General features: G+C 69.4%; 26 protein-coding genes. 15 read left to right on the forward strand and 11 right to left on the reverse strand.

Going from position 1 to position 24,075, the window contains the following annotated elements:
• Positions 1 to 86: 86 nt before the first annotated feature.
• The 5 genes from CVV76_RS18665 to CVV76_RS18685 all read right to left on the reverse strand — a co-directional run bounded on the left by CVV76_RS18665 (position 87) and on the right by CVV76_RS18685 (position 4,074).
• Entirely contained in the window at positions 87 to 1,082 is a 996-nt protein-coding gene (locus CVV76_RS18665) for a BMP family lipoprotein (protein WP_102226203.1), read from the reverse strand.
• Between the two features lie 185 nt (positions 1,083 to 1,267).
• Entirely contained in the window at positions 1,268 to 1,681 is a 414-nt protein-coding gene (locus tag CVV76_RS18670) for a GNAT family N-acetyltransferase (protein ID WP_102226234.1), read from the reverse strand.
• 20 nt (positions 1,682 to 1,701) lie between these two features.
• On the reverse strand, positions 1,702 to 2,328 hold the full coding sequence (tsaB, locus tag CVV76_RS18675; protein ID WP_233193020.1) for a tRNA (adenosine(37)-N6)-threonylcarbamoyltransferase complex dimerization subunit type 1 TsaB: 627 nt from the start codon (positions 2,326 to 2,328) through the stop codon (positions 1,702 to 1,704).
• Positions 2,318 to 2,878 (reverse strand): NifU family protein, encoded by a 561-nt coding sequence (locus tag CVV76_RS18680; protein ID WP_102226204.1) that lies wholly within the window; start codon positions 2,876 to 2,878, stop codon positions 2,318 to 2,320. The genes tsaB and CVV76_RS18680 overlap by 11 nt, the downstream gene beginning before the upstream one ends.
• 290 nt (positions 2,879 to 3,168) lie before the next feature.
• Positions 3,169 to 4,074: a LysR family transcriptional regulator gene (locus CVV76_RS18685; RefSeq protein WP_102226205.1), complete on the reverse strand. Its 906-nt coding sequence runs from the start codon at positions 4,072 to 4,074 to the stop codon at positions 3,169 to 3,171.
• A gap of 92 nt (positions 4,075 to 4,166) precedes the next feature.
• Between CVV76_RS18685 and metF the strand changes: the two genes are divergently transcribed.
• The gene (gene metF / locus CVV76_RS18690; RefSeq protein ID WP_102226206.1) at positions 4,167 to 5,033 is read left to right on the forward strand and encodes a methylenetetrahydrofolate reductase [NAD(P)H]; all 867 of its coding nucleotides are present in this window, start codon (positions 4,167 to 4,169) and stop codon (positions 5,031 to 5,033) included.
• A gap of 70 nt (positions 5,034 to 5,103) precedes the next feature.
• Positions 5,104 to 5,598 (forward strand): PaaI family thioesterase, encoded by a 495-nt coding sequence (locus CVV76_RS18695; RefSeq protein ID WP_102226207.1) that lies wholly within the window; start codon positions 5,104 to 5,106, stop codon positions 5,596 to 5,598.
• Positions 5,599 to 5,756: 158 nt separating this feature from the next.
• Here CVV76_RS18695 and CVV76_RS18700 read toward each other — a convergent pair whose 3' ends face one another.
• The gene (locus tag CVV76_RS18700) at positions 5,757 to 7,679 is read right to left on the reverse strand and encodes a monovalent cation:proton antiporter-2 (CPA2) family protein (protein ID WP_102226208.1); all 1,923 of its coding nucleotides are present in this window, start codon (positions 7,677 to 7,679) and stop codon (positions 5,757 to 5,759) included.
• 123 nt (positions 7,680 to 7,802) lie between these two features.
• The gene (locus tag CVV76_RS18705; protein WP_102226209.1) at positions 7,803 to 8,255 is read right to left on the reverse strand and encodes an Lrp/AsnC family transcriptional regulator; all 453 of its coding nucleotides are present in this window, start codon (positions 8,253 to 8,255) and stop codon (positions 7,803 to 7,805) included.
• 142 nt (positions 8,256 to 8,397) lie between these two features.
• On the opposite strand from CVV76_RS18705, the gene hppD reads away from it, so the two are divergent.
• On the forward strand, positions 8,398 to 9,492 hold the full coding sequence (gene hppD, locus CVV76_RS18710; RefSeq protein WP_102226210.1) for a 4-hydroxyphenylpyruvate dioxygenase: 1,095 nt from the start codon (positions 8,398 to 8,400) through the stop codon (positions 9,490 to 9,492).
• Positions 9,493 to 9,609: 117 nt separating this feature from the next.
• Here hppD and CVV76_RS18715 read toward each other — a convergent pair whose 3' ends face one another.
• Positions 9,610 to 10,065: a GNAT family N-acetyltransferase gene (locus CVV76_RS18715; RefSeq protein WP_102226211.1), complete on the reverse strand. Its 456-nt coding sequence runs from the start codon at positions 10,063 to 10,065 to the stop codon at positions 9,610 to 9,612.
• 51 nt (positions 10,066 to 10,116) lie between these two features.
• Positions 10,117 to 13,530: a hypothetical protein gene (locus CVV76_RS18720; protein WP_102226212.1), complete on the reverse strand. Its 3,414-nt coding sequence runs from the start codon at positions 13,528 to 13,530 to the stop codon at positions 10,117 to 10,119.
• A 176-nt stretch (positions 13,531 to 13,706) separates the two neighbouring features.
• Here CVV76_RS18720 and CVV76_RS18725 point away from each other — a divergent pair, with 176 nt between their 5' ends.
• The 12 genes from CVV76_RS18725 to ureG all read left to right on the forward strand — a co-directional run bounded on the left by CVV76_RS18725 (position 13,707) and on the right by ureG (position 21,654).
• Positions 13,707 to 14,489: an SIMPL domain-containing protein gene (locus CVV76_RS18725; protein ID WP_233193021.1), complete on the forward strand. Its 783-nt coding sequence runs from the start codon at positions 13,707 to 13,709 to the stop codon at positions 14,487 to 14,489.
• A gap of 358 nt (positions 14,490 to 14,847) precedes the next feature.
• The gene (locus CVV76_RS18730; RefSeq protein WP_102226213.1) at positions 14,848 to 15,660 is read left to right on the forward strand and encodes an urease accessory protein UreD; all 813 of its coding nucleotides are present in this window, start codon (positions 14,848 to 14,850) and stop codon (positions 15,658 to 15,660) included.
• A gap of 24 nt (positions 15,661 to 15,684) precedes the next feature.
• Positions 15,685 to 15,987 (forward strand): urease subunit gamma, encoded by a 303-nt coding sequence (locus CVV76_RS18735; protein WP_102226214.1) that lies wholly within the window; start codon positions 15,685 to 15,687, stop codon positions 15,985 to 15,987.
• Between the two features lie 86 nt (positions 15,988 to 16,073).
• Entirely contained in the window at positions 16,074 to 16,379 is a 306-nt protein-coding gene (locus tag CVV76_RS18740) for an urease subunit beta (RefSeq protein WP_102226237.1), read from the forward strand.
• Positions 16,380 to 16,477: 98 nt separating this feature from the next.
• Complete coding sequence (locus CVV76_RS18745; RefSeq protein WP_102226215.1) at positions 16,478 to 16,804, forward strand: hypothetical protein; 327 nt, start codon at positions 16,478 to 16,480, stop codon at positions 16,802 to 16,804.
• 60 nt (positions 16,805 to 16,864) lie between these two features.
• Positions 16,865 to 17,182, forward strand: coding sequence for an antifreeze protein (locus CVV76_RS18750; protein ID WP_102226216.1), 318 nt, complete (start codon positions 16,865 to 16,867; stop codon positions 17,180 to 17,182).
• 73 nt (positions 17,183 to 17,255) lie between these two features.
• Entirely contained in the window at positions 17,256 to 19,016 is a 1,761-nt protein-coding gene (gene ureC / locus CVV76_RS18755) for an urease subunit alpha (RefSeq protein WP_102226238.1), read from the forward strand.
• Between the two features lie 224 nt (positions 19,017 to 19,240).
• Positions 19,241 to 19,483: a DUF1127 domain-containing protein gene (locus CVV76_RS18760; protein WP_233193022.1), complete on the forward strand. Its 243-nt coding sequence runs from the start codon at positions 19,241 to 19,243 to the stop codon at positions 19,481 to 19,483.
• A 12-nt stretch (positions 19,484 to 19,495) separates the two neighbouring features.
• The gene (gene ureE / locus CVV76_RS18765; RefSeq protein WP_102226217.1) at positions 19,496 to 20,113 is read left to right on the forward strand and encodes an urease accessory protein UreE; all 618 of its coding nucleotides are present in this window, start codon (positions 19,496 to 19,498) and stop codon (positions 20,111 to 20,113) included.
• A complete protein-coding gene (locus CVV76_RS18770; RefSeq protein ID WP_102226218.1) occupies positions 20,110 to 20,391 on the forward strand; it encodes a YrhK family protein in 282 nt (93 codons plus the stop codon). Before ureE ends, CVV76_RS18770 begins: the two co-directional genes overlap by 4 nt.
• Complete coding sequence (locus CVV76_RS18775) at positions 20,384 to 21,034, forward strand: urease accessory protein UreF (RefSeq protein WP_102226219.1); 651 nt, start codon at positions 20,384 to 20,386, stop codon at positions 21,032 to 21,034. Before CVV76_RS18770 ends, CVV76_RS18775 begins: the two co-directional genes overlap by 8 nt.
• Complete coding sequence (gene ureG / locus CVV76_RS18780) at positions 21,031 to 21,654, forward strand: urease accessory protein UreG (protein WP_102226220.1); 624 nt, start codon at positions 21,031 to 21,033, stop codon at positions 21,652 to 21,654. The genes CVV76_RS18775 and ureG overlap by 4 nt, the downstream gene beginning before the upstream one ends.
• A gap of 172 nt (positions 21,655 to 21,826) precedes the next feature.
• Here ureG and CVV76_RS18785 read toward each other — a convergent pair whose 3' ends face one another.
• Both CVV76_RS18785 and CVV76_RS18790 read right to left on the reverse strand, forming a co-directional pair.
• Positions 21,827 to 22,789, reverse strand: coding sequence for a phosphoadenosine phosphosulfate reductase (locus CVV76_RS18785; RefSeq protein WP_102226221.1), 963 nt, complete (start codon positions 22,787 to 22,789; stop codon positions 21,827 to 21,829).
• Between the two features lie 139 nt (positions 22,790 to 22,928).
• Positions 22,929 to 24,017 carry a glycosyltransferase family 2 protein gene (locus CVV76_RS18790; protein ID WP_233193023.1) on the reverse strand — a complete coding sequence of 363 codons (1,089 nt, stop codon included), beginning with the start codon at positions 24,015 to 24,017 and terminating at the stop codon, positions 22,929 to 22,931.
• Positions 24,018 to 24,075: the final 58 nt, after the last annotated feature.

Genomic DNA, 24,075 nt, shown 5'->3' on the forward strand with positions numbered 1-24,075 from the left:
GCCGCCCTCTTGCAAGTGCCCCTTGGATGCGTCGGGGGCGGCAGTCGCCTGCCGCCCCGGTCGTTTTCAGATGTCGTTCCGGCGCCTCAGTCGATCGTGACCGGGCACTTGTTGTCGGACATGTAGTCGTGCACCTCGATCTTGCCGGCGATGATGTCCTTCTTGGCCGCGTCGACCTTGGCCTTCATCTCGGGCGTGATCAGCTTCTCGTTGTACTTGTCATAAGCGTAGTCGACGCCGTTGTTCGACAGGCCCATCACCTTGACGCCGGTCTTGAGGTCCTTGCCCGCCTTGAACGCATCGTAGGTGGCGACGTCCACGCGCTTGACCATCGAGGTGAGCATGTGCCCCGGGTGCAGGTAGTTCTGGTTCGAGTCGACGCCGATGCCCATCTTGCCCGCATCCGCCGCGGCCTGAAGCACGCCGATGCCGGTGCCGCCCGCGGCGGCGAAGATCACGTCGGCGCCCTGGCTGATCTCGGACTTGGCGATCTCGCTGCCCTTCACCGGGTCGTTCCAGGCCGACGGCGTGGTGCCGGTCATGGCGCCGACCACCTTGTCATCCGACTTCACCGCCTTCACGCCCTGCGCGTAGCCGCATTCGAACTTGCGGATCAGCGGGATGTCCATGCCGCCGACGAAACCCACGGTGCCGGTCTTCGACGCCATCGCCGCCAGCATGCCGACGAGGTACGAACCCTGCTCCTCGCGGAACACCACCGATTCGACGTTGGGCTGCTTGACCACCGAGTCGATGATCACGAAATTGGTCTTGGGATAGTCCGGGGCGACCTTGTTGAGGATGTCGCTGAACGCAAAGCCGGTGACGACGATCGGGTTGGCGCCGGACTCGGCCAGGCGGCGCAGGGCCTGCTCACGCTGGGCCTCGGTCTGCAGTTCCAGTTCGCGGAATTTCTTGCCGGTCTCCTTGGCCCATTTCTCGGCGCCGTGGAACGCGGCCTCGTTGAACGACTTGTCGTACTTGCCGCCGAGGTCGTAGATCACGGCCGGTTCTGCCAGCGCGGCGCCCGCCGTGAGCGCCAGCGCCGTGGCGGCACCGAAGAGGGATTTCGTCAGGGTCATGGATCTCTCCCGTTGGTGTTGGGGCGGCCCCGCTGCGGGAGCCTGCCCATCGTGGCACGAGCCGAGCGTGGTCGGATCATCCCGAAGTAAGGCCGAAACGCGCCCGGAAGATCAAGGACGATTCTGGCAGCTGCCGCAAGGTTCCCTGACCGGCTGGTAAAATTTTGGCAAACCCCGGTGGCTGCTCAGGAAAGCGGCTTGCGCAGCACCAGCGCGTCTACCGAGGGGGCCCCGGGCGGATGGTAATAGCCCCGCCGCAGCCCCGCCTCGGCCCAGCCCGTGGCGGCGTAGAGCGCGCGCGCGCCAAGGTTGTCGGCGGCAACTTCGAGAAAGGCCTCGGTCGCGCCGCGCGCGCGGGCAGCATCGTCGAAGGCGTCAACCAGCGCCCGGCCGGTGCCCTGCCGCCGCGCCGCGGGCGCGACCGCAAGGGTCAGCAGCTCGGCCTCGCCGGCCACGGCGCGGCCGATCAGAAAGCCGTGAGGTCGGGTCTCGAGAAAGGCGCCGGGCTGCGCCAGGGTCGCCGCGATCTCCTCGGCGCTCCAGGGCGGGGGCGCGATGAAACAGGCGGCGTGCAGTCGGGCGAGGTCTTCCTGGGTCATGCTGGCCATGGCGCGGAGGCTCAGGGCAGCAGAACGGGGGGAGGGTCCGCAGGCGGGGCGGCGTCGGCGTCGCGCAGGTAGAGCGGCGCAGGGCGCGGCTGCGCAGTTCCGCGCAGGCGCAGGGCGATCCGGGCAATCGCTGTGGCCTGAAGGTCCGGCGGCCCCGGCTCCACCAGCTTCAGCCCATGCGCCAGCGCCTCGGCCTCGGCATCCGACCGCGGCAGCAGCCGCGGCGCCCGCACCCGCGGCGTGCGGATGTAGACCGAGCCCCTGCGGGCGTCGATCACCGTCGCGACAGTGTCGCCGTGCCCCTCGGCCAGCGCGTCGAAGCCATTCACCCCGATCGCCGGGATCCCGAGCGACAGCGACAACCCGCGCGCGGCGGCGACCGCGATGCGCACCCCTGTGAAATTGCCCGGCCCGACACCCACGCCGAGCGCCGCGAGGTCGCGCCAGCCCAGCCCGGCATCGGCCAGCATCTCCTCAAGCAGCGGCATCAGCCGTTCGGCCTGGCCCTTGTCCATCGTCTCCGCCCGCGCCGCGACCAGCCGGTCGCCCGAGAGTAAAGCGGCCGCGCAATGCGCGGCCGACGTGTCGAAACCGAGGACCAGCGGGCCCCCGCCGCCCGGCCCTGCATCAGGCAGCAACGGGGCGCACCTCGAGCACTTCCGGAATGTAGTGACGCAGCAGGTTCTCGATCCCCATCTTCAGCGTCAGCGTGGAGGAGGGGCAGCCGGCGCAGGCGCCCTGCATGTGCAGGTAGACGATGCCGCGCTCGTAGCCATGGAAGGTGATGTCGCCACCGTCCTGCGCCACCGCCGGGCGCACGCGGGTATCGAGCAACTCCTTGATCTGGGTGACGATCTCGCTGTCGGGGCCGTCTTCGTGGCCCTGGTGGCCACCCTGCGATCCGGCCGCGACCGCGTCCTGGCCGGACTGGTAATGCTCCATGATCGCGCCCAGGACCGAGGGCTTGATGTGATCCCAGGCCAGGGTGTCGTCCTTCGTGACGGTGATGAAATCCGACCCGAGGAACACGCCGCGCACGCCGTCGACGCCGAACAGGCGCTCGGCCAACGGGGCGCCCTGAGCGGCCTCGGGCGTCGGGAAATCCGCGGTTCCGGCGGCCAGCACGTCGCGGCCGGGCAGGAATTTCAGCGTCGCGGGATTCGGGGTGGCTTCGGTCTGGATGAACATGGCGAAATCTCCGAGTGTTAAGCTCGGATATGCGCCCGCGAGGCCTGCAAGTCAAGGTACGGGCCTTTTCCGGCGTGAGCCTTCCTGTCAGGTCCCTGAAACGGAACCTGCGCGTGTGGCGGGCGCGGTGGCGGGGGCGCTGCCCCCTGCACCCCCCGGGATATTTTCGCTCAGAAGAAGGGGAGGGGGCTGTCTTCTTCTGAGGGGAAATATCCCACGGGGGTCCGGGGGTGTGAAACCCCCGGCTTCCGACGTGGTGCAGCTGGACCACGCTTCGGGGTGAAGGCACCTCAGGCGCGCTGCAGCTTCACGGGTTCGGTCCGCACGAGCCGCAGGAAATGTGCCATCCAAGGCTGGGCCGCGTCCTCGTCGCGCAGCGCGGCATAGAGACGGCGTGTCAGGCCCTTCTCGGTGACCGGGCGGGTCACGAAATCGCCGCTTTGCCGGCCCGCGCGCACCACCCAGTCGGGCAGCACCGCGACGCCTCGGTTCGAGGCGACCAGCATCAGGATCACCGCCGTCAGTTCCACCTCCCTCTGCGCCTTGGGTTCCAGCCGTGCCGGGGTCAGCACCTCGGTGAAGATGTCCAGTCTCGCGCGTTCCATCGGGTAGGTCAGCAGGGTCTGGTCGGTGAAATCCTCCGCCTCGACATAGGGTTTCGCGGCCAGCGGGTTGCGCGGCGAGCAGACGAAGACCGGGGCGTAGTCGAACAGCGGCTGGAAGCTGACGCCGGGCAGGTCCTCGGGGTCGGAGGAGATCACGAGGTCGATCTCCTCGCGCACCAGCGCGGGCAGGGCGTCGAAGGCAAGCCGCGGGCGGATGTCGACATCCACCTCGGGCCAGGCGCGGCGGAAGTTCTCCAGCACCGGCAGCAGCCATTCGAAGCAGGCGTGGCATTCCATCGCGATGTGCAGCCGGCCTGCCTTGCCCTCGCGCAGCGCCCGGAACTCGGCGTCGAGCGCGTCGATCTCGGGCAGGACCTTCTGCGCAAGCCGCAGCAGGCGCTGGCCCGCCGCCGAGAGGCGCAGGGGTTTCGACCGGCGGGCGAAAAGCTCCACCCCCGCCTGTTCCTCGAGCCCCTTGATCTGGTGCGACAGCGCCGATTGGGTCATGTTCATGAGCTCTGCCGCGCGGGCGAGGCCGCCGGCTTCGTGAATTGCGCGGATCGACCGGAGGTGGCGCAGCTCGATGTGCATCTTGTGGTGGAACTCATGTTGATGATGCGGATTATGAATTTGTCTCACGTTCGGATTCATGCGACAAGAGCTGAAATCAAAGGAGTCTCCTCATGGCTACGCCCCGCGTCTCGTTCGAATTCTTCCCGCCCCAGTCGCTCGATGCGAGCTTCCGGCTGTGGGAGACCGTGCAGGCGCTGGCACCGTTGAAGCCGTCCTTCGTGTCGGTGACCTATGGCGCGGGCGGGACCACGCGGACGCTGACGCATGAGGCGGTGACGACGATCGGGAAGCAGTTCGGCCTGAACGTGGCCGCCCACCTGACCTGCGTCGAGGCGACCCGCGAGGAGACGCTGGAGATCGCGCAATCCTATGCCGATGCAGGCGTGACCGAAATCGTCGCGCTGCGTGGCGACGCGCCCAAGGGGCAGGAGAAGTTCACCGCCCACGAGGATGGCTTCGCAAGCTCGGTCGAGCTGATCGAGGCCCTGACTGCCACCGGCAATTTCAAGCTGCGGGTCGGCGCCTATCCCGAGCCGCACCCGGAGGCGGCCGATACGCTGGCAGACGTGCGCTGGCTCAAGCGCAAGATCGAGGCGGGCGCCACCTCGGCGATCACCCAGTTCTTCTTCGAGGCCGAGACCTTCCTGCGGTTCCGCGATCTTTGCGTGAAGGAGGGGATCGAGGCGCCGATCATTCCGGGCATCATGCCGATCGTGAAATGGTCGGGCGCCAAGCGGTTCGCCAAGGCCTGCGGCGCCGACGTGCCCGCCTTCCTCGACGAGGCCTTCGCCGCGGCCGAGCGCGACGGGCGTGAGGAACTGCTGGCCACGGCCGTCTGCACCGAGATGTGCGACCGGCTGATCCGCGAGGGGGTGGAGGACCTTCACTTCTACACCCTGAACCGCCCGCACCTGACCCGCGAAGTCTGCCACGCGCTGGGGGTCACCCCGGATGTCGTTCTCGAGAACGTGGCGTAAGAGCGCCGGCGGGGCATTGCGCCGGGCGCGGCGCCCCGCCTAGTCTCCCCCGGTCAGAGGAGGAGACACCATGCCCGATCAGTTCTTTGCCCGTGCCTTCGAGGAGCTTCCGACCCGCGCCGACCTGGCCGGGCTTTCCGGTCTCGAATTCATGCGGGCGATCCTCGAGGGGCGGCTGTCCGGCCCCCCGATCGGGGCGCTGATGACCTATCGCCTGCACGAGGTCGAGCCGGGCCGGGTGGCGTTTCGCGGCGCCCCGGAATTCGGTCACGTGAACCCGATGGGCGGGGTGCATGGTGGCTGGTACGGCACACTGCTGGACAGCTGCATGGCCTGCGCGGTGATGACCATGCTGCCCAAGGGGCGGATCTACACCACGCTGGAGTACAAGGTGAACATCACCCGCGCGCTGCCGGTGGGGATGGAAATCGAGGCGCTGGGGGTGGTCAGCCATGCCGGACGCACGACCGGTGTGGCCGAGGGCACGATCCGCGGCGTCGAGGACGGCAAGCTTTACGCTACCGGGTCGACCACCTGCCTGATCATGGCTGCGCCCGAAGGTTAAGGCGCCGCAGAGGGGAGAGCGGGGAGGGGGGCGCTGCCCCCCGTCGCGCAGGGCGCGACTCCCCCCGGGATATTTTCGCTCAGAAGAACCAAGGGACTGAACAGCTGGGGCCTATGGCGTGAGGGGCCTGGATGACGCTGGCGCGCCGGGCGCCCGGGTCAGGCGCCGTCGACATCGACGCCGACCTTCGCGCGGTCGGGTTCGCGGTGGGGGTGGTCGTCGTCGAGTTCGTCCAGCAGGGCGGCCTCGAGCTCGGCGTCGAGTTCCTTGGCGCGGGCGATATAGGCCTCGTTCAGGTGGATCGGTTGGCCCGAGACCCAGAGCTGGGCAAGGTCGCGGATCGCGGCGCGGTCACGCTTGTAGTATTCCTGACTGACCTTGGCGGCCTCGTATTCCGTCAGCCCCGCGTTCTCCAGCGCGTAGCGGCCGGCGCGGACCGAGCTGTCGAACATCTCGCGCACGATGTCGTCGGCGCCGGCCTGGTAAAGCTCGTACACGTGGGAACGGTCGCGGGCGCGGGCGACGATGTGGACCAGCGGGTTCACGAGGCGGGCGTGGCGCACGACCCGGAGCGCCGCATCGCGGTCGTCGACGGCGACCACCAGCACCTCGGCCTCCTTCAGGCCGGCGGCGGTCAGAAGCTCGGTTCGGGTCGGGTCGCCGTAGAAGCCCTTGACCCCGAAGCGGCGCATCAGCTGGATCGTCTGCATGTCCGGGTCGAGCACGACGGTTTCGATCCCGCTCATCCGGACGAGGCGGTTCACGACCTGTCCGAAGCGGCCGATGCCCGCGATGATCACGCGGCCCTTCTGGTCGATCTCGTCCTCTTCGTGGTCCGGCGCCGAGGCCTCGGTCAGGCGGCTGGCGATCAGGCCCTGGGCGAAGAACAGCACCGGGGTGAGCAGCATCGACAAGCCGATGACCAGCAGCATCACGTCGGCCAGCGGCCCGGGCAGCACCGTCTGCTGCACCGAGAAGCCGACGAGGAGGAAGCCGAACTCCCCCGCCTGGGCGAGCGAGAGGGCGAACAGCCAGCGGTCGCGCCCGGTGACCTTGAAGATCGGCGTCAGGGCGAGGAGGACCACCGCCTTGATCAGCATCACGACAAGGGTGATGCCGAGGATCAGCAACGGTTCCGACGCCAGCACCTGAAAGTCGATCCCGGCCCCCACGGTGATGAAGAAGAGCCCCATCAGGAGCCCCTTGAACGGCTGGATGTCGGCCGAGAGTTGATGACGGAATTCCGAGTTCGCCAGCACCACGCCGGCGAGGAAGGTGCCAAGTGCGGGAGAGAGGCCGACCAGCGTCATCAGGAAGGCGATGCCCAGCACGATCAGCAGGGCGAAGGCGGTGGAAAGTTCCGGCAGCCTTGCCTGGTGGACGAAGCGGAACACCGGCCGGGTCAGGTAATGCCCGGCCAGCACGATCGCTGCGACGATCGCCAGCGTCAGCGCGGTCACCCCCCAGGCGGGCAGGTTCTCGACCAGGCTGACGACGGGGTTGGCGGCGTGGTCCGTCGCCTTCTCGGTCACGATGCCCAGCGATTTCAGCACCGCCTCGGGCGACATGCCGTAGGCGAGGAGCGGCAGGAAGGCCAGCATCGGCACAACCGCGATATCCTGCGTCAGAAGCACCGAGAAGGCCGAGCGCCCGCCGTTGGAGCGCATCAGGTTCTTCTCGTCCAGCGTCTGCAGCACGATCGCGGTAGAGGAAAGCGACAGGATAAGCCCCGCCGCCAGCGCCATCTTCCATTGCAGTCCCAGCACCACCGCCATGCCCATGATCAGCCCGGTGGTGGCGATGATCTGCAACCCGCCAAGCCCGATCAGCTTGTGGCGCATGTTCCAGAGCGTTCGCGGTTCCAGTTCGAGGCCGATCAGGAACAGCATCATCACCACGCCGAATTCGGCCACGTGCTGAAGGTCGCCGGTCTCCTGCCCGGCGAGGCCCATGACCGGGCCGATGAGGATGCCGGCCGCCAGGAAACCCAGCACGGAGCCGAGCCCAAGTCGCACCGCGAGCGGCACCAGGATCACGGCGCTGAGCAGGTAGAGGCTGGCGAGGTAGAGGGCGGATTCCATGGGTAATTCGGGGTCCGGTCATGCAAGGGCGAGGAAGGGCGGGCGGGGCGGGATGTGGCAACGGTGGCGGGGCGCCGGGGTGCCGGCGGTACAGGGCGGATCCCCGGGGCGCCGGGGCAGGTATCAGGTCGGCAACGGCGCGTCGGGCTTGAACTGGTCCATGACGATCTGGCTTTGCACCCGGGCGACGGAGGGGTGCGGCAGGAGCGTCTGGTGAATCAGGCGGTTGAGCGCGGCGAGGTCGTCGCAATAGACCCTCAGAAGATAGTCCGCCGCACCGGTCAACGTCCATGCACTGATCACCTCGCGGCGTGCGGCAATCAGCGCATGGAACGCTTTTGCGGCATCCGGGGCGTGGGTTGCCATTTCCACTTGCACGAAGGCCTGCACCGACAGCCCCAGCCGCGACGGGTCCAGTCGCGCGGCATAGCCGAGGATGTAGCCCTCGGCCTCCAGCCGCTGGCGCCGCCGCCCGGCCTGGCTGGGCGACAGGTTCAGAAGCTTGCCCAACGCCTCGGCGGTGAGGTGGGCGTCCTGTTGCAGGGCGGTCAGGATGCGGGAATCGGTCTGATCCATGGAATGCGGGTTTCTCGCGTCAAATCGGCAAAGTGGTGCGTGGAATACGCATGAACCTAGCATATGTTCCCAAAGAATGCGCGCTTTTTCCGGGGTGTCCGGGTCATGATAGGCGGAGAAACGCGAACAGGAGGTACATGCCATGGGTCCTTTCCCCCATGACGCCCCGCGGGCGACGATCACCGAAGAGAACCCGGCCGGCACCGACGGCTTCGAATTCGTCGAATTCGCCCATCCCGAGCCAGAGAAGCTGCGCGAGACCTTCGCGAAGATGGGCTATGCGCTGGTCGGGCGGCACAAGTCGAAGGATGTCGAGCTTTGGCAGCAGGGCGACATCACCTACATGCTGAACGCCGAACCCGGCACCCATGCCGCGGGCTTCATCGCCGAACATGGCCCCTGCGCGCCCTCGATGGGCTGGCGCGTGGCCGATGCGCGGCACGCCTTCGACCACGCCGTCGCCAAGGGGGCGAAACCCTATGAGGGGGCGGGCAAGGTGATGGATGTGCCGGCCATCGTGGGGATCGGTGGGTCGCTGATCTACTTCATCGAAAACTATTACGATACCTCGCCTTACAACGAGGAGTTCGAGTGGCTTGCGCAATCCAAGCCCAAGGGTGTGGGCTTCTATTACCTGGACCACCTGACCCACAACGTCCACAAGGGCAACATGGACACGTGGTTCCGGTTCTACGGCGACATCTTCAATTTCCGCGAGATCCGGTTCTTCGACATCGAGGGCAAGTTCACCGGCCTCTATTCCCGCGCGCTGACCTCGCCCGACGGCCGCATCCGCATTCCGATCAACGAGGATCGGGGCGAGACCGGGCAGATCGTCGAATACCTCAAGCGTTACAATGGCGAGGGGATCCAGCACATCGCGGTGGGCACCGAGGACATCTATGCCTCGGTCGACGAGATCGCCGAGAAGGGCGTGAAGTTCATGCCCAAGCCCCCGCATGCCTATTACGAGATGAGCGCCGAGCGGGTGAAGGACCACCAGGAACCGATCGAGGCGATGGAAAAGCACGGCATCCTGATCGACGGCGAAGGCGTGCTGGGCGGCGGCGAGACGCGGATCCTGTTGCAAATCTTCTCGCGCACCGTGATCGGGCCGATCTTCTTCGAGTTCATCCAGCGCAAGGGCGATGACGGCTTTGGCGAGGGCAACTTCCGCGCACTGTTCGAGTCGATCGAACAGGACCAGATCGAACGCGGGGTGCTCAATGCGGGCTGACCTGCGCCTTTGACACTGGGGCCGGTGCCATGGGTTGCCGGCCCTTTCGTTATCTAGGGGCGGAAGACGGGTTTCCCGGTCCGGCCACTTGGTACGCGCTGTAGCGCAGGCGGCGGGTCAGGCGGGGCGGCGGATCTGGAACCCGGTCTTCGATTGGGCAAAACCCGCGCCGCGGTAGAAGGCCATCACCGCGGGGTCGGTCGACCCTGCAAGCAGCATCACCTTGTAGCAGCCCGCTTGCCACGCGGCTTGTGTCGCCGCAGCGAGAACCCGCCGCCCAAGGCCCTGGCGGCGCCAGGCGCCGTGGGTCACCACGTTCTCGATAAGGGCGAAAGGCGCGGCGCCGCGGGTGAGGTTCGGCACCACGATCAGGGTGCATGCGGCAACGGGCTGGTCCTCGTCGAGACACAGGTAGATCGCGCTGCCGGGATAGGCGCCCAGCCGGTCGAAGGCGTCCTTGGCTGCGGCCGGGTCGGCGGGCGGATCACCGGGCGTAAGGTACGCATAAAGCGCCAGCAGGCCAGGAAGGTCGGCCGGGATGGCAGGGCGCAGGGTCACGTGGGTTTGGGTCATGCGCCGAGGCTGGCGCAGGACGCGCGATCGGGCAAGGGGCTGTGTCCGGTCTCAGCCCTTCGGCATCGACAACACGACGTTGCGCCCGTTCTTCGAGTAGTAGAGCTGGTTCTCGCTGATCGCCGAGACCCGCCCGCCCTCGATCTGGTCGCCGACCTTCACCTTGACGATCTTGCCCGCCGCGGTGCGCAGCAGGGCCTGCCGGTTCGAGGAGGAGCCGAAGACCCCGATCAGGCTGAGCTGGTTGAGCTTCAGCGCGTTGTGCACCGTCGCCCGCTTTGCGACGGAGGCGTTGGTGGGCAGGTTCGGTGCGACCGAGGTCGGTTCTGGCTCGGCGTCCTGTTCGTCGGTAGAGGTCGGGGCCGAGGCGGTATCGGCCGCCGGCGGCTGTCTGGCGGCATCTGCGGCTGCAAGGGCGGCGGCCACCGTGCGCGAGAAGTCCGCGGGCCGGCCCGGCGGCACCGGTGATCGTGCAACGGCGAACTTGCTGGCATTCGGATCCGTGGCCGAGGGCTCGGGCGCGAGGAAGGACGGCAGGCCGGCATCGGCGGGGCGGTCCTTTGGACGGGCGCCGGCCAGCGCGGGGTTCGCCGGCGGCAGGGTGGAGGCGGCCGGGGAGGCTTCGGTCTGGGTGTCTCCGGTCTGGGCGGTCGATGTGCCCTCCGCACTTGCTGCCGCGCCCCCCTCTGCACCGGGGCCTTGGGCGGGCGTGGCCGCCTGCGGTGCCGCCGCCGCCGATCCCGTGGTGTCGGCTGTCTGGCTTCCGCCCGCCTGCGCATCGGTGCCTGCCGGAGCCGCGGCCTGATCGGCGCTGCCCGGCCGGGGGGGCGGCACGACCGGCGGACGCCCGGCGAAGACGACCGCGCCGTCCGGCGTGACCGCGCCCTTTCTCGTCGGCACGACAAGGCCATCCGGCCCGAGGTCGAAATGGGTGCCGAATGCCGGTGGATTGACCGGCGCGCGGAAGCCCCGGTCGCCGCCCGCGGGCGCTATCGGCGGCATCACCGCCGTGGTGCTTGCCGTCCGGGCAGGCGCGGGCAGGTCGATCTTGCCCAGGACCGTCGGCGCAGGGGGCCTGGTCGCGGCGGGGGCGACGCGCTGGCGGCTGCCCGCGGGGACCAGCCGGGTCTGCGGATCGGCTGGCAGAGTGAACCCGCCGCTATCGGTCGAGGGGGCTGCCTGCGGGGCGGGCTGGCCCCGCGTGGCGGCATCCGCGGGGGCGCTGGCGACAACCGTGGGCGGGGCGGCGTCCTCCTGCGCGGGGGCGGCGCTTGCGCCGGTCGCACTGGCATCGGCGGCCGGGGCTTTTTCCTGGGCTTTTTCTGGGGCGCTCTCCGGGGTCGGCGTTGGCGCGGGCGCCGCGGTGGCGCCGGACGTGGCGAGAGGTGCCGGTGCAGCGACGCCACCAGGGGCAGCGCCGGTCGTGGGCGTGGCGTCGGGGGCGGCGGCGGGCTGGACGTCGGACCCGCCAGCCTGCACGGGCGGGGACCCGGAGCTGCCTTTCGTCGGCGTCCCCGTGGCTGGCTGGGGCTCTGAGCGGGCTTCCGACCGGGCCGCTGACTGGGCCGCTGACTGGGCCTCTGACTGGGCCGGCGCCTCGGCGGTCTTGGCGGGCGCCAGCGCGGCGGTCTGCGTCGGGGCCTCCGGCGTGTCTTCGTGGTTGAACCCGATCACCGACCAGACCGCCGATATCCCGACAAGCACGACGAGCGCGACCGACAGGACGATCGCCGCGATACGCCGGCCGCCCCCCGACCGGACCGGCGCCCGGCGGGCTGCGAAGGCGGCGAAGGCTTCGGCCTGCGCCTGGGCCTGCTCCGCCGCTGAAGAGGGAGGGGGGGATGCCGGGCCGGTGCCACCCTGTGGCGACGCCTGCTTGCCGCCGCGCCGCGCCGAGGGCGAGGGGCGCAGCGTGGCCGGCGACGTGGCGGGCGGTCTGGTCTGGCCCGGTGGGGCCGCCTTCGCGGCCGGGGCGGAGACCGGCTGCATTGGCGCCGGGCGCGAGGGAGCGGGTGTCAGCGTCAGGGGCGCAGTGGCATCCGCCACTGTCGCGCGCGGTTCCCCGAGCGGTGCAAGCGCCATCGGCTCGCCGTCCGTCGCGGCCTCCTTGGCCGCCTCGCCCATGGCGACCTTCGCCGCGGCGGCCCGGCCCGGAAGGAGCGGCGTCAGGCGCCCCGTGGTCCGGCGTGCGGGCGGCGCCTCCGGCTTGCCGGCGCGACGGCGGGTCGGGGGCTTCCCGCGCGCGGCCCCGGGGCGGCCATCCTCCGGGGCGGCTGCGTCCTCGGGCGGGGTCTCGGGGCCAGTTTCGTCCTGCGGTGCGGCGGAGGCGGGGCGGCGCCGGCTGGAGAAGGTCAGACCACCCTCACCGGAGGCGTCGGGCCGCCCCGGTGCCTGCTCCGCCGGCGGGGCGGTCTCGGGTTCGGCGGCCGCTACGTTGTCGGGTGGGACGTCTGCGCTGGCTGGTGTCGCACCGGCGGGGGCCTTGCCCGTCGGCGTGTCGGTCGCCGGCGTGGCGCCAGGGTCGGGGGAAGGGTCGAGGGAAGGGTCGGTGACTGCGTCGGAAGCCGTTACGGCCGTGGGAAGAGAAGGCGCCTGTGGACCCGCGGCGCGTGCCATGCCCTGTGCGGCGCCGGCTGCCGGCGCGCGGCTGGATGTTTCCGGGGCCGTGTCTGGGCCAGGCGCGGGCGACGATGCGTCGGTGGCGGTCGTGGCGTCCGGGGTTTCCGTTCCCGCCTGGGGTGGCTGCGGATCGGCGGGGCCCGGGGCGGGCGCGGTTTCCGGGGGCTCCGTTCCTGCCTGGTGTGACTGGGGATCGGCGGATGCGGCCGCGGCTTCGGTGGCTTCGGCAGGGGCGGCGGGCGCGGGCGCCGCGGCGTCGCCCGCCACGGGATCGCTGCTCCAGGACGGGGGAAGAACCGCCTTGCCGACGATCTTCATCGTCTCGTCGTCGCGGATCACGCTTTCGCCCCGGGGCAGGGTGCGCCGGGCGTTACGGGTCTCGCCGAAGAACGGTTCCCCGGCAAAGGTCTCCGCCATGGGTTGGGCCACGAAGGACACCGGGTTGAAGCCATGTTCGGCGGCGAAGGCCTCGGCCTCGGCCAGGGTTTCGCGCGCGACGGCGGCGACCTGAAGTGCGGGGCCGTCGCCTGCGATGTCGAAGACGATCTGTTCGACCGGGTAGGGCGTCCGCCCGTCGAGCGCGGCGGCCACCTGCGCGCGGCGCTGCGCCTCGGACCGGCCCGGAGCGGTGACGGTGGTGTAGAGCACCTGGTCCTCGGGCAGCACCAGCTTGGTGGCCAGCCCGCGCGGGTCGAGCCCGAGCGCGGTGCGCCGCAGGTAGGCCAGCTGGGTGCCCAGCCGGGGATCCTCCAGCGACACCTCGCCCACGACCAGCCAGCCTCGGATTGCGCGGTGCAGCAGCGTGATGCCGTCGGAAGACAGGGTCAGGGCAAAAGCGGGTTTCATTCTCTGGCTCTAGCACAGGTCGGTCGGACCCCGGGAGTCGGCCGGGGGACGCTGTTCTAGCTATAGCAGGAAATCGCCGAGGGGAAGCTGGCGCTCCCCGTCGCCGGGGTCGCAGGGGGTTGCCGCCTCCGCCCGGGACAGGGACACTGGCAGGCCAGGATCGAAGGGAGAAAGCGATGCGATTTTCGACCGCGCAGAGCGCAACGACATGGACGGCAGCCGGGGCCCTGATGCTGGCGCTGGCCGCCAGCGGAGCGCCGCTCCGGGCCGAGACCAAGGACGGCGGACGCGCCATGACCGGGGCCGACACCAGTGCAGGCGCCGCGCGGGCGCCGCGGGCCCGGATCACCGTGACCGGCGAGGGCGAGGAACGGGCCGAACCCGACATGGCGACGGTGTCGCTGGGCGTCACCACCGAGGCCAAGACAGCGGCCGATGCGATGTCGCGCAACAGCGCCGAGGTCACCAAGGTGATCGACGCGCTGAAGGCCGCGGGACTTGCGGACCGCGACATGCAGACTTCGGGCCTGTCGCTGGGGCCGCGCTGGAACGATCCCCAGGGACAGTCGCAGCCGCGCAGCATCGTGGGCTTCACCGCCTCGAACCGGCTCAGTGTCCGGGTGCGGGACCTGGGGTCGCTGGGCGGGGTGCTGGACAAGCTGGTGCAGGCCGGGGCGAACACCATCGACGCGCTGTCCTTCTCGGTCGCCGATCCGCAGGCGCTTCAGGACAAGGCGCGCGCGGCGGCCGTCAGGGATGCGCGGCGCAAGGCCGAGGTCATGGCGAAGGCCGCGGGGGTGACGCTGGGCCGCGTGCTGTCGATCTCGGACGGCGGCGGGTCCGGGGCGCCGCGGCCGATGATGGAGATGCGGATGGCCAAGGCCGCGTCGGTTCCGATCGCGCGCGGCGAGGTGGGGCTGAGCGCCAACGTGACAGTGGTCTTTGCGCTGAAGGAGTGAGGTCGGCGCGGGGTGGCCGGCGGGGTTGCGTATTTGCGGAACAATGAAAGGGATGTGGTGGGCGCGAGGCCGCCATTGTGGGGCTTTCTGCCGGGTCTTTCGGGCGGGGGGCGGCGGTTTTGCGCCTTGCCGAGGGATCCGCGGGGGATCCGGGCCGGGGAGGATCTGGGGAGTACGGCGGGAAGGACGGCGGGGGCGGCCCAACGGAAGGGGCTGGAATCGGGTGCGAATTCGCGCGATGCCTGCAAAACGGGCGGGTGGCTTCGGAAGGGATGCAATGCGCGGCAAATTCGGGCCCGAGGGGGGCGGCGATGCAGGAGGTGCCTCGTGCGGGGGCGCCGTTGCGGTAGAAAGAGGCATGTTCGATGCGCCGCACTCTCTCTCCTCCCTGCAGCGCACCCGCGGTCGGGCCCATGTCGGCCTGACCGCGGGAGAACGGATTTCCAGACTGGAACAGCAGGGTTCGGCCAAGGTCTTCCTGCCGCGCAGCCACGGACCCTGGCCCGAGGCGGTGTTCCTGAACACCTCGGGCGGACTGACCGGCGGCGACCGGCTGGAGTACGTCGCCGAGGCCGAGGCGGGCGTGCGTCTTGTGGCCACGACCCAGACGGCAGAGCGCGCCTATGCCTCGACCACGGGCACGGCCGCGCTGGACGTGCGGCTGCGGGCCGGGGCGGGGGCGCGCCTTGACTGGTTGCCGCAGGAGACGATCCTGTTTGACCGGTCCGATCTTGCCCGGCGCACCGAGGCCGAACTGGCAACGGATGCCCATCTGGTGATGTGCGAGACGATCGTGCTGGGCCGCGCCGCGATGGGCGAGGTCCTGGAGAGGGTCGCGCTGTCGGATTGGCGCGAGGTGCGGCGCGCGGGCGCCCCGGTGCTGGTGGAGCCCTTGCGGCTGAGCGCCGAGACGCTTGCCGGTGGCGCGGCGCTGATCGGCGGCGCGCGGGCCTTCGCGACGGTTGCCATGGTCGCGCCGGGCGGCGAAGATGCGCTGGCTGCGGTCCGTGCGGCCCTCGGCCCGCAGGAGGTCGAGGCGGCGGCCTCGGCCTGGGACGGCAAGTGCGTGGTCAGGATGCGGGCGGGGGCGGCGCTGCCGCTGAAGCGCGCGCTGGCCGCGGTTTTGGACGTGATGCGGGGCAGGGCGCTGCCGCGTGTCTGGCAGATCTAGGATCTGATTGAAGATGGAGGGGGCATGAATCTCAGCCCGCGCGAGAAGGACAAGTTGCTGGTGAGCGTGGCTGCCATGGTGGCCCGGGGCCGGCTGGAACGGGGGGTGAAGCTGAACCACCCCGAGGCGATCGCGCTGATCACGGATTACGTGGTCGAGGGCGCCCGCGACGGGCGTTCCGTCGCCGACCTGATGTCGGCGGCGGCCGGCGTTGTGGCGGCCGGCCAGTGCATGGAGGGCGTGCCCGAGATGATCCACGAGGTGCAGGTGGAGGCGACCTTCCCCGACGGGACCAAGCTGGTCACGGTGCATCATCCGATCCGGTAGTCGGGCGGCGGGGGCGGGACGCCTCCGGCGGGAGTATTTTGGCAAGAAAGAAGGCCTTTGCGAGAAGGGATGAGGTGATGGCGAAAATGATCCCGGGGGAGCTGTTTCCGGCGGCGGGCGAGATCGAGCTGAATCCCGGGGCCGAGGCGATCGTGCTTCTGGTCGCGAATACCGGCGACCGGCCGGTCCAGGTCGGCTCTCACTACCATTTCGCAGAGGCGAATTCGGGGTTGTCGTTCGATCGTGCGGCGGCGCGGGGACGGCGGCTGGATATCGCCGCGGGCACCGCGGTGCGGTTCGAGCCGGGGCAGGAGCGCGAGGTGCGCCTTGTGCCCTATTCCGGCGCGCGCAAGGTCTACGGGTTCAACAAGGCGGTGATGGGCGGGCTCTGACGTCTGGCGGGCGCCGAGATGGTGCCGGTCCCTAGTCAGCGATACCCGATGCAGGGACACCCGATGCAGGGACGTCTGAGGCAGGGAAGGAGGCGAGGGTGATCACACCGGTCGAGATGATGCGTGCGGGAGTCGCGGTCTGGGCGCGGACGGCGCAGGCGCAGATGGCCTTCGGGTTTCAGATGTCGTGTCTGTTGTGGGGCGCGGACCTATGCGACGGAACGGCCCGGGATGGCGCCCCGGCGGAGGCGGTGCCGGAGCCCGAGGCCGCAACCGGGGACGCGACCGTGGTCGGGGCCCGGATCCTTGAATTCACGCCGGCGGCGGTTTCCGTTCCGCGCCGCAAGCAGGCGGCCCTGTCACCGCCCGCGGCCCAGGCACGGGAACGGGCGCGGGCGCGGGATGCCCGGCCCGGGGTGTCTTGAGATGCGCGCCGTGGGAGCACGCGTGGCGCCCGGTGGGGCGGCAGCGGGGCGCCGCCGGCCATGAGCGCGCGTTATGACGTCCAGGTGCAGATGATGCGGCTCGGGGTTCAGACCTGCATGATGCTGGTCGAGGCGCAGTGGGTCATCACCCTGCGCCTCTGGGGCATGGCGGGGGCGTGGAACGTGAGCGCGGGGGAAAACCGGCGCATGGTGACCGAGAAGACGACGGCGCTGACCTCGTCGGCCTTTGCCACCCATGCCGCGCTGGTCGGCGGGGCCGGGCCCGCGGCGGCGGCGCTGGCGGGGATGAAGCCGATCCGGACGAGGACCCGTGCCAACGCCAGGCGGCTGACGAAACGCGGCCCGCGACTGGGCTGAAAGAGACATGCCGGTCCCGCGCGGCCGGCGCCAAGCTGATGCCGGCCGCGCGCCGGTCGAGAAGGAGCAAACGATGCCTGCACGGATTTCCCGCGCCGCCTATGCCGACATGTTCGGCCCGACCACCGGCGACCGGCTGCGGCTGGCCGACACGGACCTGATCATCGAGGTCGAGCGCGACCTGACCTCCGACCTCGCGGGGGCGGCGGCCTTCGGTGGCAGCGGCGGCAATGCCCAGCTCTACGGCGAGGAGGTGAAGTTCGGCGGTGGCAAGGTGATCCGCGACGGCATGGGCCAGTCGCAATATTCCCGTGCCGAGGGCGCGGTGGACACGGTGATCACCAATGCGCTGATCGTCGACCACACCGGCATCTACAAGGCCGACGTGGGCCTGCGCGACGGGCGGATCTCCAAGATCGGCAAGGCCGGCAACCCCGACACCCAGCCCGGCGTCGACATCATCATCGGCCCGGGCACCGAGGCGATCGCGGGCGAGGGGCGCATCCTGACCGCGGGCGGGATGGATGCGCATATCCACTTCATCTGCCCGCAGCAGATCGAGGATGCGCTGCATTCCGGCCTGACGACCATGCTGGGGGGCGGCACGGGGCCCGCCCATGGCACGCTGGCGACCACCTGCACGCCGGGGCCGTGGCATATCGCGCGGATGCTGCAGGCGGCCGATGCCTTCCCGATGAACCTTGCTTTCGCGGGCAAAGGCAATGCCTCGCTTCCTGCGGCGCTGGAGGAGCAGGTGAAGGCAGGGGCCGCCTGCCTGAAGCTGCACGAGGACTGGGGCACCACCCCGGGCGCCATCGACTGCTGCCTGAGCGTAGCCGATGCGATGGACGTACAGGTGATGATCCACACCGACACGCTGAACGAGAGCGGTTTTGTCGAGAATACGCTGGCGGCCTTCAAGGGCCGGACGATCCACGCCTTCCATACCGAGGGGGCGGGGGGCGGCCATGCGCCGGACATCATCAAGGTGGTGGCGGAACAGAACGTCATCCCGTCATCCACCAACCCGACGATGCCCTACACGGTGAACACGATCGAAGAGCATCTGGATATGCTCATGGTCTGCCACCACCTCGACAAGGCGATCCCCGAGGACGTGGCCTTTGCCGAAAGCCGGATCCGGCGCGAGACGATCGCGGCCGAGGATATCCTGCACGACATGGGGGCGTTTTCCATCATCTCGTCGGACAGCCAGGCGATGGGCCGGGTGGGCGAGGTGATCATCCGCACCTGGCAGACCGCGCACAAGATGAAGGTGCAGCGCGGGCGCCTGTCGGACGAGACCGGCGACAACGACAACCTGCGGGTCCGCCGCTACATCGCGAAATACACGATCAACCCGGCGGTGGCGCATGGCCTGTCGCATCAGATCGGCTCGGTCGAGGAGGGCAAGCGGGCCGATCTGGTGCTGTGGAGCCCCGCGTTCTTCGGCGTGAAGCCCGAGATGGTGCTGATCGGCGGCACCATCGCCATGGCACAGATGGGCGATCCGAACGCCTCGATCCCGACGCCGCAGCCGGTTTATTCCCGGCCGATGTTCGGCGCCTACGGGCGGTCGGTGGAACGTTCGGCGGTGATCTTCGCCTCCGAGGCCGCGGTGGCCGAGGGGATCGGCAAGGCCTATGGGCTGGCCAAGGAGGTTCTGCCAGTCAGGAACACCCGCGGCATTGGCAAGTCCGACATGCGCCTGAACGATGCGACGCCTCAGATCGAGGTGCACCCCGAGACCTATGAGGTGCGCGCGAACGGCGAGCTTCTGACCTGCGAGCCGGCGAAAGAGCTGCCGATGGCGCAGCGGTATTTCATGTTCTGACAGTCTCGGGGTGCGATTGATCGCACCCTCGCGGCCGCCCCTTCCCGGGGGCGTGCGCTGCGCGCGTCCGCCTCCGGCTGTTGGCGCCGCCCAACCGGCGTGGGCCCCGGACCTTGATCAAGGTTCGGTTCCCGGAATGCTGCGGCGCAGCGTCGCGGTGGACAGTGCCGCGCCCGGCCCTTATCTGCTTGGGCAGGGAGGAGCCTGAGACCAAGGCGATACCCATGACCCCCTCGACCATCACCCAGCAGAACGTCGCGAACTCCCCCCTCAGCCCGCGTATCAGCGCAGCCTGCGATCTGTTCTTCACCGAACAGGGCTTTGGCTACAACCCGGCCGAATTGCGCCGCGCCCGCGCGCAGGAGCTGGCCCGCCTCGACGCGCTGCCTGACGCAGCCTTGACGTCGATGGGGCTGACGCGGGCGCGCATTCCGGGCTATGTCTTCAGGGACATCCTGCCCAACTGACGAGTCGACCGCATGACCGACCTGCCCCCCGCCCGCCAGATCCGCCGCGCCGCCGCCGACAAGGCGGCCGACCGCGTGACCCTCGACTATGACGGGCGGCTCCTGCGGCGCAAGCGGCTGACCACCGAAGGGGGCAGGGACTTTCTCGTCGACCTGAAGGAGACGGTCAGCCTTGACCATGGCGACTGCTTCGAATGCGAGGATGGCACGCTGATCGCCGTCGCCGCGGCGGACGAGCCTCTCCTCGCCGTCACCGGCGACCTTCCGCGCCTCGCCTGGCATATCGGCAATCGCCACACGCCGTGCCAGATCGAGGCCGACCGCCTTCTGATCCGCGAGGACAAGGTGCTGGCCGCCATGCTGGAGGGGCTGGGCGCCAGCCTGTCGCGCGTGACCGCGGGCTTCACGCCCGAGGGCGGCGCCTACGGCCACGGCCGCACCATGGGGCACGACCACGGCTACGCGCATGAACACGGGCATGACCACTCTCATGAGCACCACCATGAGCACGGCCACAGCCACGACCACGCTCACACCCATGTGCATCACCATTCGGCCCATCATCACAGCCATGACGACGCGGGCGGCGAAGAGGGTGGCGACGGGGACGAGCCCGAGGTGATCCGGTGAAGCTGTTTCACCCCAACAACCGCTACCAGTCGGAAGATCACGCCCGCCTCTGGGCCTTCTACGAGGTCATCTACACTTTCGTCGATTTCTCCGCGGCGGCGATGTTCTTCGTGGGCTCGATCCTGTTCTTCTGGAAATCGACCGAGACTGCCGCGATCTGGCTGTTCATCGTCGGGTCGGCCTTCTTCGGGCTGAAGCCCACGATCCGCCTCTGGCGCGAGGTCCGCATGGCCCGGCTGGGCAAGCTTCAGACACTGGCGGAGCGGCTGAATGGCTGACGCGGTTCCGGCTGCGGGCCTGTTGACCCTGACGCAATGGCTGTCTCCCGCCTTTCCGCTGGGCGGCTTTGCCTATTCCCACGGGCTGGAAGCCGCGGTCGAGGCGGGCCGGGTGACCGATGCCGCCTCGCTGCAGGCCTGGGTCGGCGACGTGCTGCGCGAGGGTGCGGGCCGGTCCGATGCGATCCTCCTTGCCCATGCGCTTTCCGACGATGGCGACGCTGTGGCCCTGGACCGGCTGTCGCGGGCCATGGCCGCGTCGAAGGAGCGGCTTGCGGAAACGCTGGAACAGGGCACGGCGCTGATCCGCACCACCAACGCGCTGACCGGGGCCGACCATCCGGCGATGACGCTGCCGGTGGCACTGGGCGTGGCGTCGCGGCCGCTGGCGGTGGACCCGGTTCAGGCGATCGCGCTCTACCTGCAGGCCTTCGCGGGCAACATGGTGATGGCGGGCGTCCGCTTCATCCCGCTTGGTCAGACCGAGGGGCAGGCAGTCCTGGCGGCGCTGCACCCGGCGATGCTCTCCGTCGCGGCCGAGGCCGCCGCGGCCCCCCTCGACGCGCTGGGGGGCGCCGCGATAGGGTCCGACCTTGCCGCCATGGCGCACGAGACGATGGATACGAGGATCTTCCGCACATGACTTCTTCCGCCCGCTCCCCCAACGGTCCCCTGCGCGTCGGCATCGGCGGCCCGGTGGGCGCCGGCAAGACCACGCTGACCGAACAGCTGTGCCGCGCGCTGCGTGAGGAATATTCCGTCGCGGTGGTGACGAACGACATCTACACCCGCGAGGACGCGGAATACCTGATGCGTGCCCAGGCCCTGCCGCTGGAGCGTATCCGGGGCGTGGAAACCGGGGGCTGCCCACATACCGCGATCCGCGAGGATGCCTCGATCAACCTTGCGGCGCTCGCCGATCTGAACGCCGCGATCCCCGATCTGGACGTGGTGCTGATCGAAAGCGGCGGCGACAACCTTGCCGCGACCTTCTCGCCGGAGCTGGCGGACCTGACGATCTACGTCATCGACACCGCTGCGGGCCAGGACATCCCGCGCAAGAAGGGGCCGGGGCTGGCGCGGTCGGACATGCTGGTCGTCAACAAGGTCGACCTTGCGCCCCATGTCGGCGTCGACCGGGCGCTTCTGGAAAGCGACACCCGCGCGGCGCGGGGCCACCGTCCCTACGTCATGGCAAGCCTGAAGGCGGGGCAGGGGGTCGACGAGGTCGTGGCCTTCCTCAAGCGCGAAGGCGGCCTCTGACGGCCTTAGCCCCGATCGCCCCGCGCGGGTGGAGAGGTCGGAGGCGTATTTGGGGAACAATGAAAGGAGGAGAGGATCCTCCCTTCATCCTGGCGCGAAATACTCCCGCCGGAGGCCGCGGCGAAGGCGCGATCACTCCGTGCCCCATCTTTCCTGGCTTCTCCGCGCAGGGTCAGGTTTGGCGGCCCCGCTCCGGCGGCAGGCGGATGCCCATGTCCGACAGATCGGATTCGAGATCGCGGAATCGCTGCCGGAACCTTGGCCGGCCACCCTGGCGGATCACCGCCCGGCACAGCAGCGCGGCCAGCAGCGGCCGCTCGGCGCGTTCCAGCCGGCCCAGCACGCTGCGCAGGTATATCGTGTTGTCGCGGCGGGCGCGGTAGAGGCGGTAGAACAATGCGCTGGTCAACTCTCCTTCGCAGGCCGCCGCAACGATCGGGTCGAGGATTTCCATCCGTGCCAGCGCCGGTTCGATCTCGGCGCCCAGCATCGGGCAGGGCAGGGCGGTGACGTGGCCACGGTGAAAAAGCGCCGCATGCATCGCATCGGGCAGTTCCCGCGGGTCGTAGACCAGGAACACCCGGTCGGCGCCGTCGATCATGTCCGGCGCGTAGCCGTAGCGCGAGGTGAAATCGAGGCGACGGTAATCCTCCAGCCGCTCGTCCCATCCGCAAAGGGCCGGGTCGACCGTGGCAATCGGCGACAGCGCCAGCACCGTGGCCCCCGGCGAGGCGACGGAGAAGGCGCAGGCGCCATAGCCGCCCATGCCCGCGCCGAAGAATACCACCCGGTCGAAATCCTCGAAGAAGCTGTCGTCGACCAGACGGTCGAAATAGCCGTAGACCGCGGGGTCGCGGTACCATGTCTCGCCGTCGGCGATGATCGACAGGCTCGACCAGCCGTTCTCGGCCGCGATGCGGTGGCCCAGCGGCATCTGCCCCGGATCGCCCGCCCGCACGGCGCCCAGTTGCTCGAACGAGACCAGCAGGACGGGCGAGGCGTCCGAGAACAGCGCGAAGTGTCGCCGCCCGAGACGTTCGAAATAACCCGCTTCCTCGCCGATCTCCTCGACCCGGGCGATCCAGTCCTGCTTTGTCGCTGCGCCTGCCGCATCCGCGACCCGGACGTCTTCCATTTCGTTCCCCCGAGAATTCAGCTGCCGAGCAACCTTGTCGCATTCTTGCGCGGCGGCATTGGGTAAGCAATGGGGCAGCCTTGGGGCCTTTGCGCATATCCGCTCAACAATCGCACCTCACTGTTTCGATCGAGCCCTGTCACGGGGCGGCTCCGCCGGTCCCGTCATGGCCTCCATCGCGATCCCCGTCCCGGCCCCGGACCTGCGCGCGCCGGGCATGTGCCATCACCGCCTCGGCTTCGCCCGCGTCCAGAACCCGGGTCGGCGGGGTCAGAAGGAGCTGGCCGAAAAGCGTACGCATCGCTTCGTCCTGCATCAGCGCCTCGAAGCGCCTCTTGCGCCACCCGGCGGCCGCGTCGTGAAGGGGGCCCAGCTCCGGGTCGGCGCGCAACTCGGCAAGCAAGGCGCGCCGCGCGGGGCCCAATGCCTCGGCCGCACCGTCCTCCACGGCCGAGAAATTGCGCTCCACCCAATAGCCGAGATCGAATTCGCCGCCCCGGTTGGCTCGCCCCCGGTCGCGCTTGACGACAAAGCTTTCCATGCTGCCAAGGGCGTAATGGTTCAACTGGACAAGGCCGTAATTGTCCTGTCCGAAGTCGGAAAAGACACGGTTCGTCAGGAAGTTGCCCGAAAGCGGCCGGCCGGATCCGTCGACCCATCGCGCCGCTTCCAGCCGGGCGCGATCGGGCTGCCGCGGGCGGTGCACGCCCAGCTTGCCATAGCTCCCGTCGTTGCGGAACAACGTCTTGAACATCGCCGCCCGCCACGGCCAGTGCAGCACGGCGGGGGCTGCGCGGGTGAAGGTCTCGGTCACCGGGGCGTCGCGGTAATCCACCAGTCCCGCGTTGCCGAACATGCGCCAGGTCAGCGTGAAGGCCGTGGCTTCGGGCTGCGCGTCCACCAGCGCCCTCAGCGTATGATCCCCCACCTTGACGCAGACGAATTCGTCGACATCCGAAACCAGCACCCACTCGGCCCCCGCCACCAGAGGGTGCCGGTCCGCGCGCCGGAGCCCCTCCCATTGCGGGCCCTTGGGGTGGGGCCCGGGGTTCGGCACATGGGTCAGCCATCCCAGAGCGGCCAGCCGGTCCAGCATCGCCTCGGTCCCGTCCTCGCAATCGTTGGAATAGACGAGGAAATGATCCACCCCCGCCGCTCGGTGATGAGCCAGCCATTCCAGCAAGAACGCCCCTTCGTTGCGCATGGAGGTGACGATCAGGAACCGCACGCCTTCCCCTTCCTGCCTTTCATTGTTCCCCAAATACGCAAATCCCCCGCTCTCCGCC

Origin of the sequence: Acidimangrovimonas sediminis, from assembly GCF_002871005.1 — a bacterium.
Lineage (GTDB): Bacteria > Pseudomonadota > Alphaproteobacteria > Rhodobacterales > Rhodobacteraceae > Acidimangrovimonas > Acidimangrovimonas sediminis.

Excerpts from the sequence above, each read along its gene's own strand:
- CVV76_RS18665 (WP_102226203.1), bottom strand. The coding sequence starts at position 1,082 with ATGACCCTGACGAAATCCCTCTTCGGTGCCGCCACGGCGCTGGCGCTC.
- CVV76_RS18670 (WP_102226234.1), bottom strand. The coding sequence starts at position 1,681 with ATGACCCAGGAAGACCTCGCCCGACTGCACGCCGCCTGTTTCATCGCG.
- CVV76_RS18680 (WP_102226204.1), bottom strand. The coding sequence starts at position 2,878 with ATGTTCATCCAGACCGAAGCCACCCCGAATCCCGCGACGCTGAAATTC.
- CVV76_RS18685 (WP_102226205.1), bottom strand. The coding sequence starts at position 4,074 with ATGCACATCGAGCTGCGCCACCTCCGGTCGATCCGCGCAATTCACGAA.
- metF (WP_102226206.1), top strand. The coding sequence starts at position 4,167 with ATGGCTACGCCCCGCGTCTCGTTCGAATTCTTCCCGCCCCAGTCGCTC.
- CVV76_RS18695 (WP_102226207.1), top strand. The coding sequence starts at position 5,104 with ATGCCCGATCAGTTCTTTGCCCGTGCCTTCGAGGAGCTTCCGACCCGC.
- CVV76_RS18700 (WP_102226208.1), bottom strand. The coding sequence starts at position 7,679 with ATGGAATCCGCCCTCTACCTCGCCAGCCTCTACCTGCTCAGCGCCGTG.
- CVV76_RS18705 (WP_102226209.1), bottom strand. The coding sequence starts at position 8,255 with ATGGATCAGACCGATTCCCGCATCCTGACCGCCCTGCAACAGGACGCC.
- hppD (WP_102226210.1), top strand. The coding sequence starts at position 8,398 with ATGGGTCCTTTCCCCCATGACGCCCCGCGGGCGACGATCACCGAAGAG.
- CVV76_RS18715 (WP_102226211.1), bottom strand. The coding sequence starts at position 10,065 with ATGACCCAAACCCACGTGACCCTGCGCCCTGCCATCCCGGCCGACCTT.
- CVV76_RS18720 (WP_102226212.1), bottom strand. The coding sequence starts at position 13,530 with ATGAAACCCGCTTTTGCCCTGACCCTGTCTTCCGACGGCATCACGCTG.
- CVV76_RS18725 (WP_233193021.1), top strand. The coding sequence starts at position 13,707 with ATGCGATTTTCGACCGCGCAGAGCGCAACGACATGGACGGCAGCCGGG.
- CVV76_RS18730 (WP_102226213.1), top strand. The coding sequence starts at position 14,848 with ATGTTCGATGCGCCGCACTCTCTCTCCTCCCTGCAGCGCACCCGCGGT.
- CVV76_RS18735 (WP_102226214.1), top strand. The coding sequence starts at position 15,685 with ATGAATCTCAGCCCGCGCGAGAAGGACAAGTTGCTGGTGAGCGTGGCT.
- CVV76_RS18740 (WP_102226237.1), top strand. The coding sequence starts at position 16,074 with ATGATCCCGGGGGAGCTGTTTCCGGCGGCGGGCGAGATCGAGCTGAAT.
- CVV76_RS18750 (WP_102226216.1), top strand. The coding sequence starts at position 16,865 with ATGAGCGCGCGTTATGACGTCCAGGTGCAGATGATGCGGCTCGGGGTT.
- ureC (WP_102226238.1), top strand. The coding sequence starts at position 17,256 with ATGCCTGCACGGATTTCCCGCGCCGCCTATGCCGACATGTTCGGCCCG.
- CVV76_RS18760 (WP_233193022.1), top strand. The coding sequence starts at position 19,241 with ATGACCCCCTCGACCATCACCCAGCAGAACGTCGCGAACTCCCCCCTC.
- ureE (WP_102226217.1), top strand. The coding sequence starts at position 19,496 with ATGACCGACCTGCCCCCCGCCCGCCAGATCCGCCGCGCCGCCGCCGAC.
- CVV76_RS18775 (WP_102226219.1), top strand. The coding sequence starts at position 20,384 with ATGGCTGACGCGGTTCCGGCTGCGGGCCTGTTGACCCTGACGCAATGG.
- ureG (WP_102226220.1), top strand. The coding sequence starts at position 21,031 with ATGACTTCTTCCGCCCGCTCCCCCAACGGTCCCCTGCGCGTCGGCATC.
- CVV76_RS18785 (WP_102226221.1), bottom strand. The coding sequence starts at position 22,789 with ATGGAAGACGTCCGGGTCGCGGATGCGGCAGGCGCAGCGACAAAGCAG.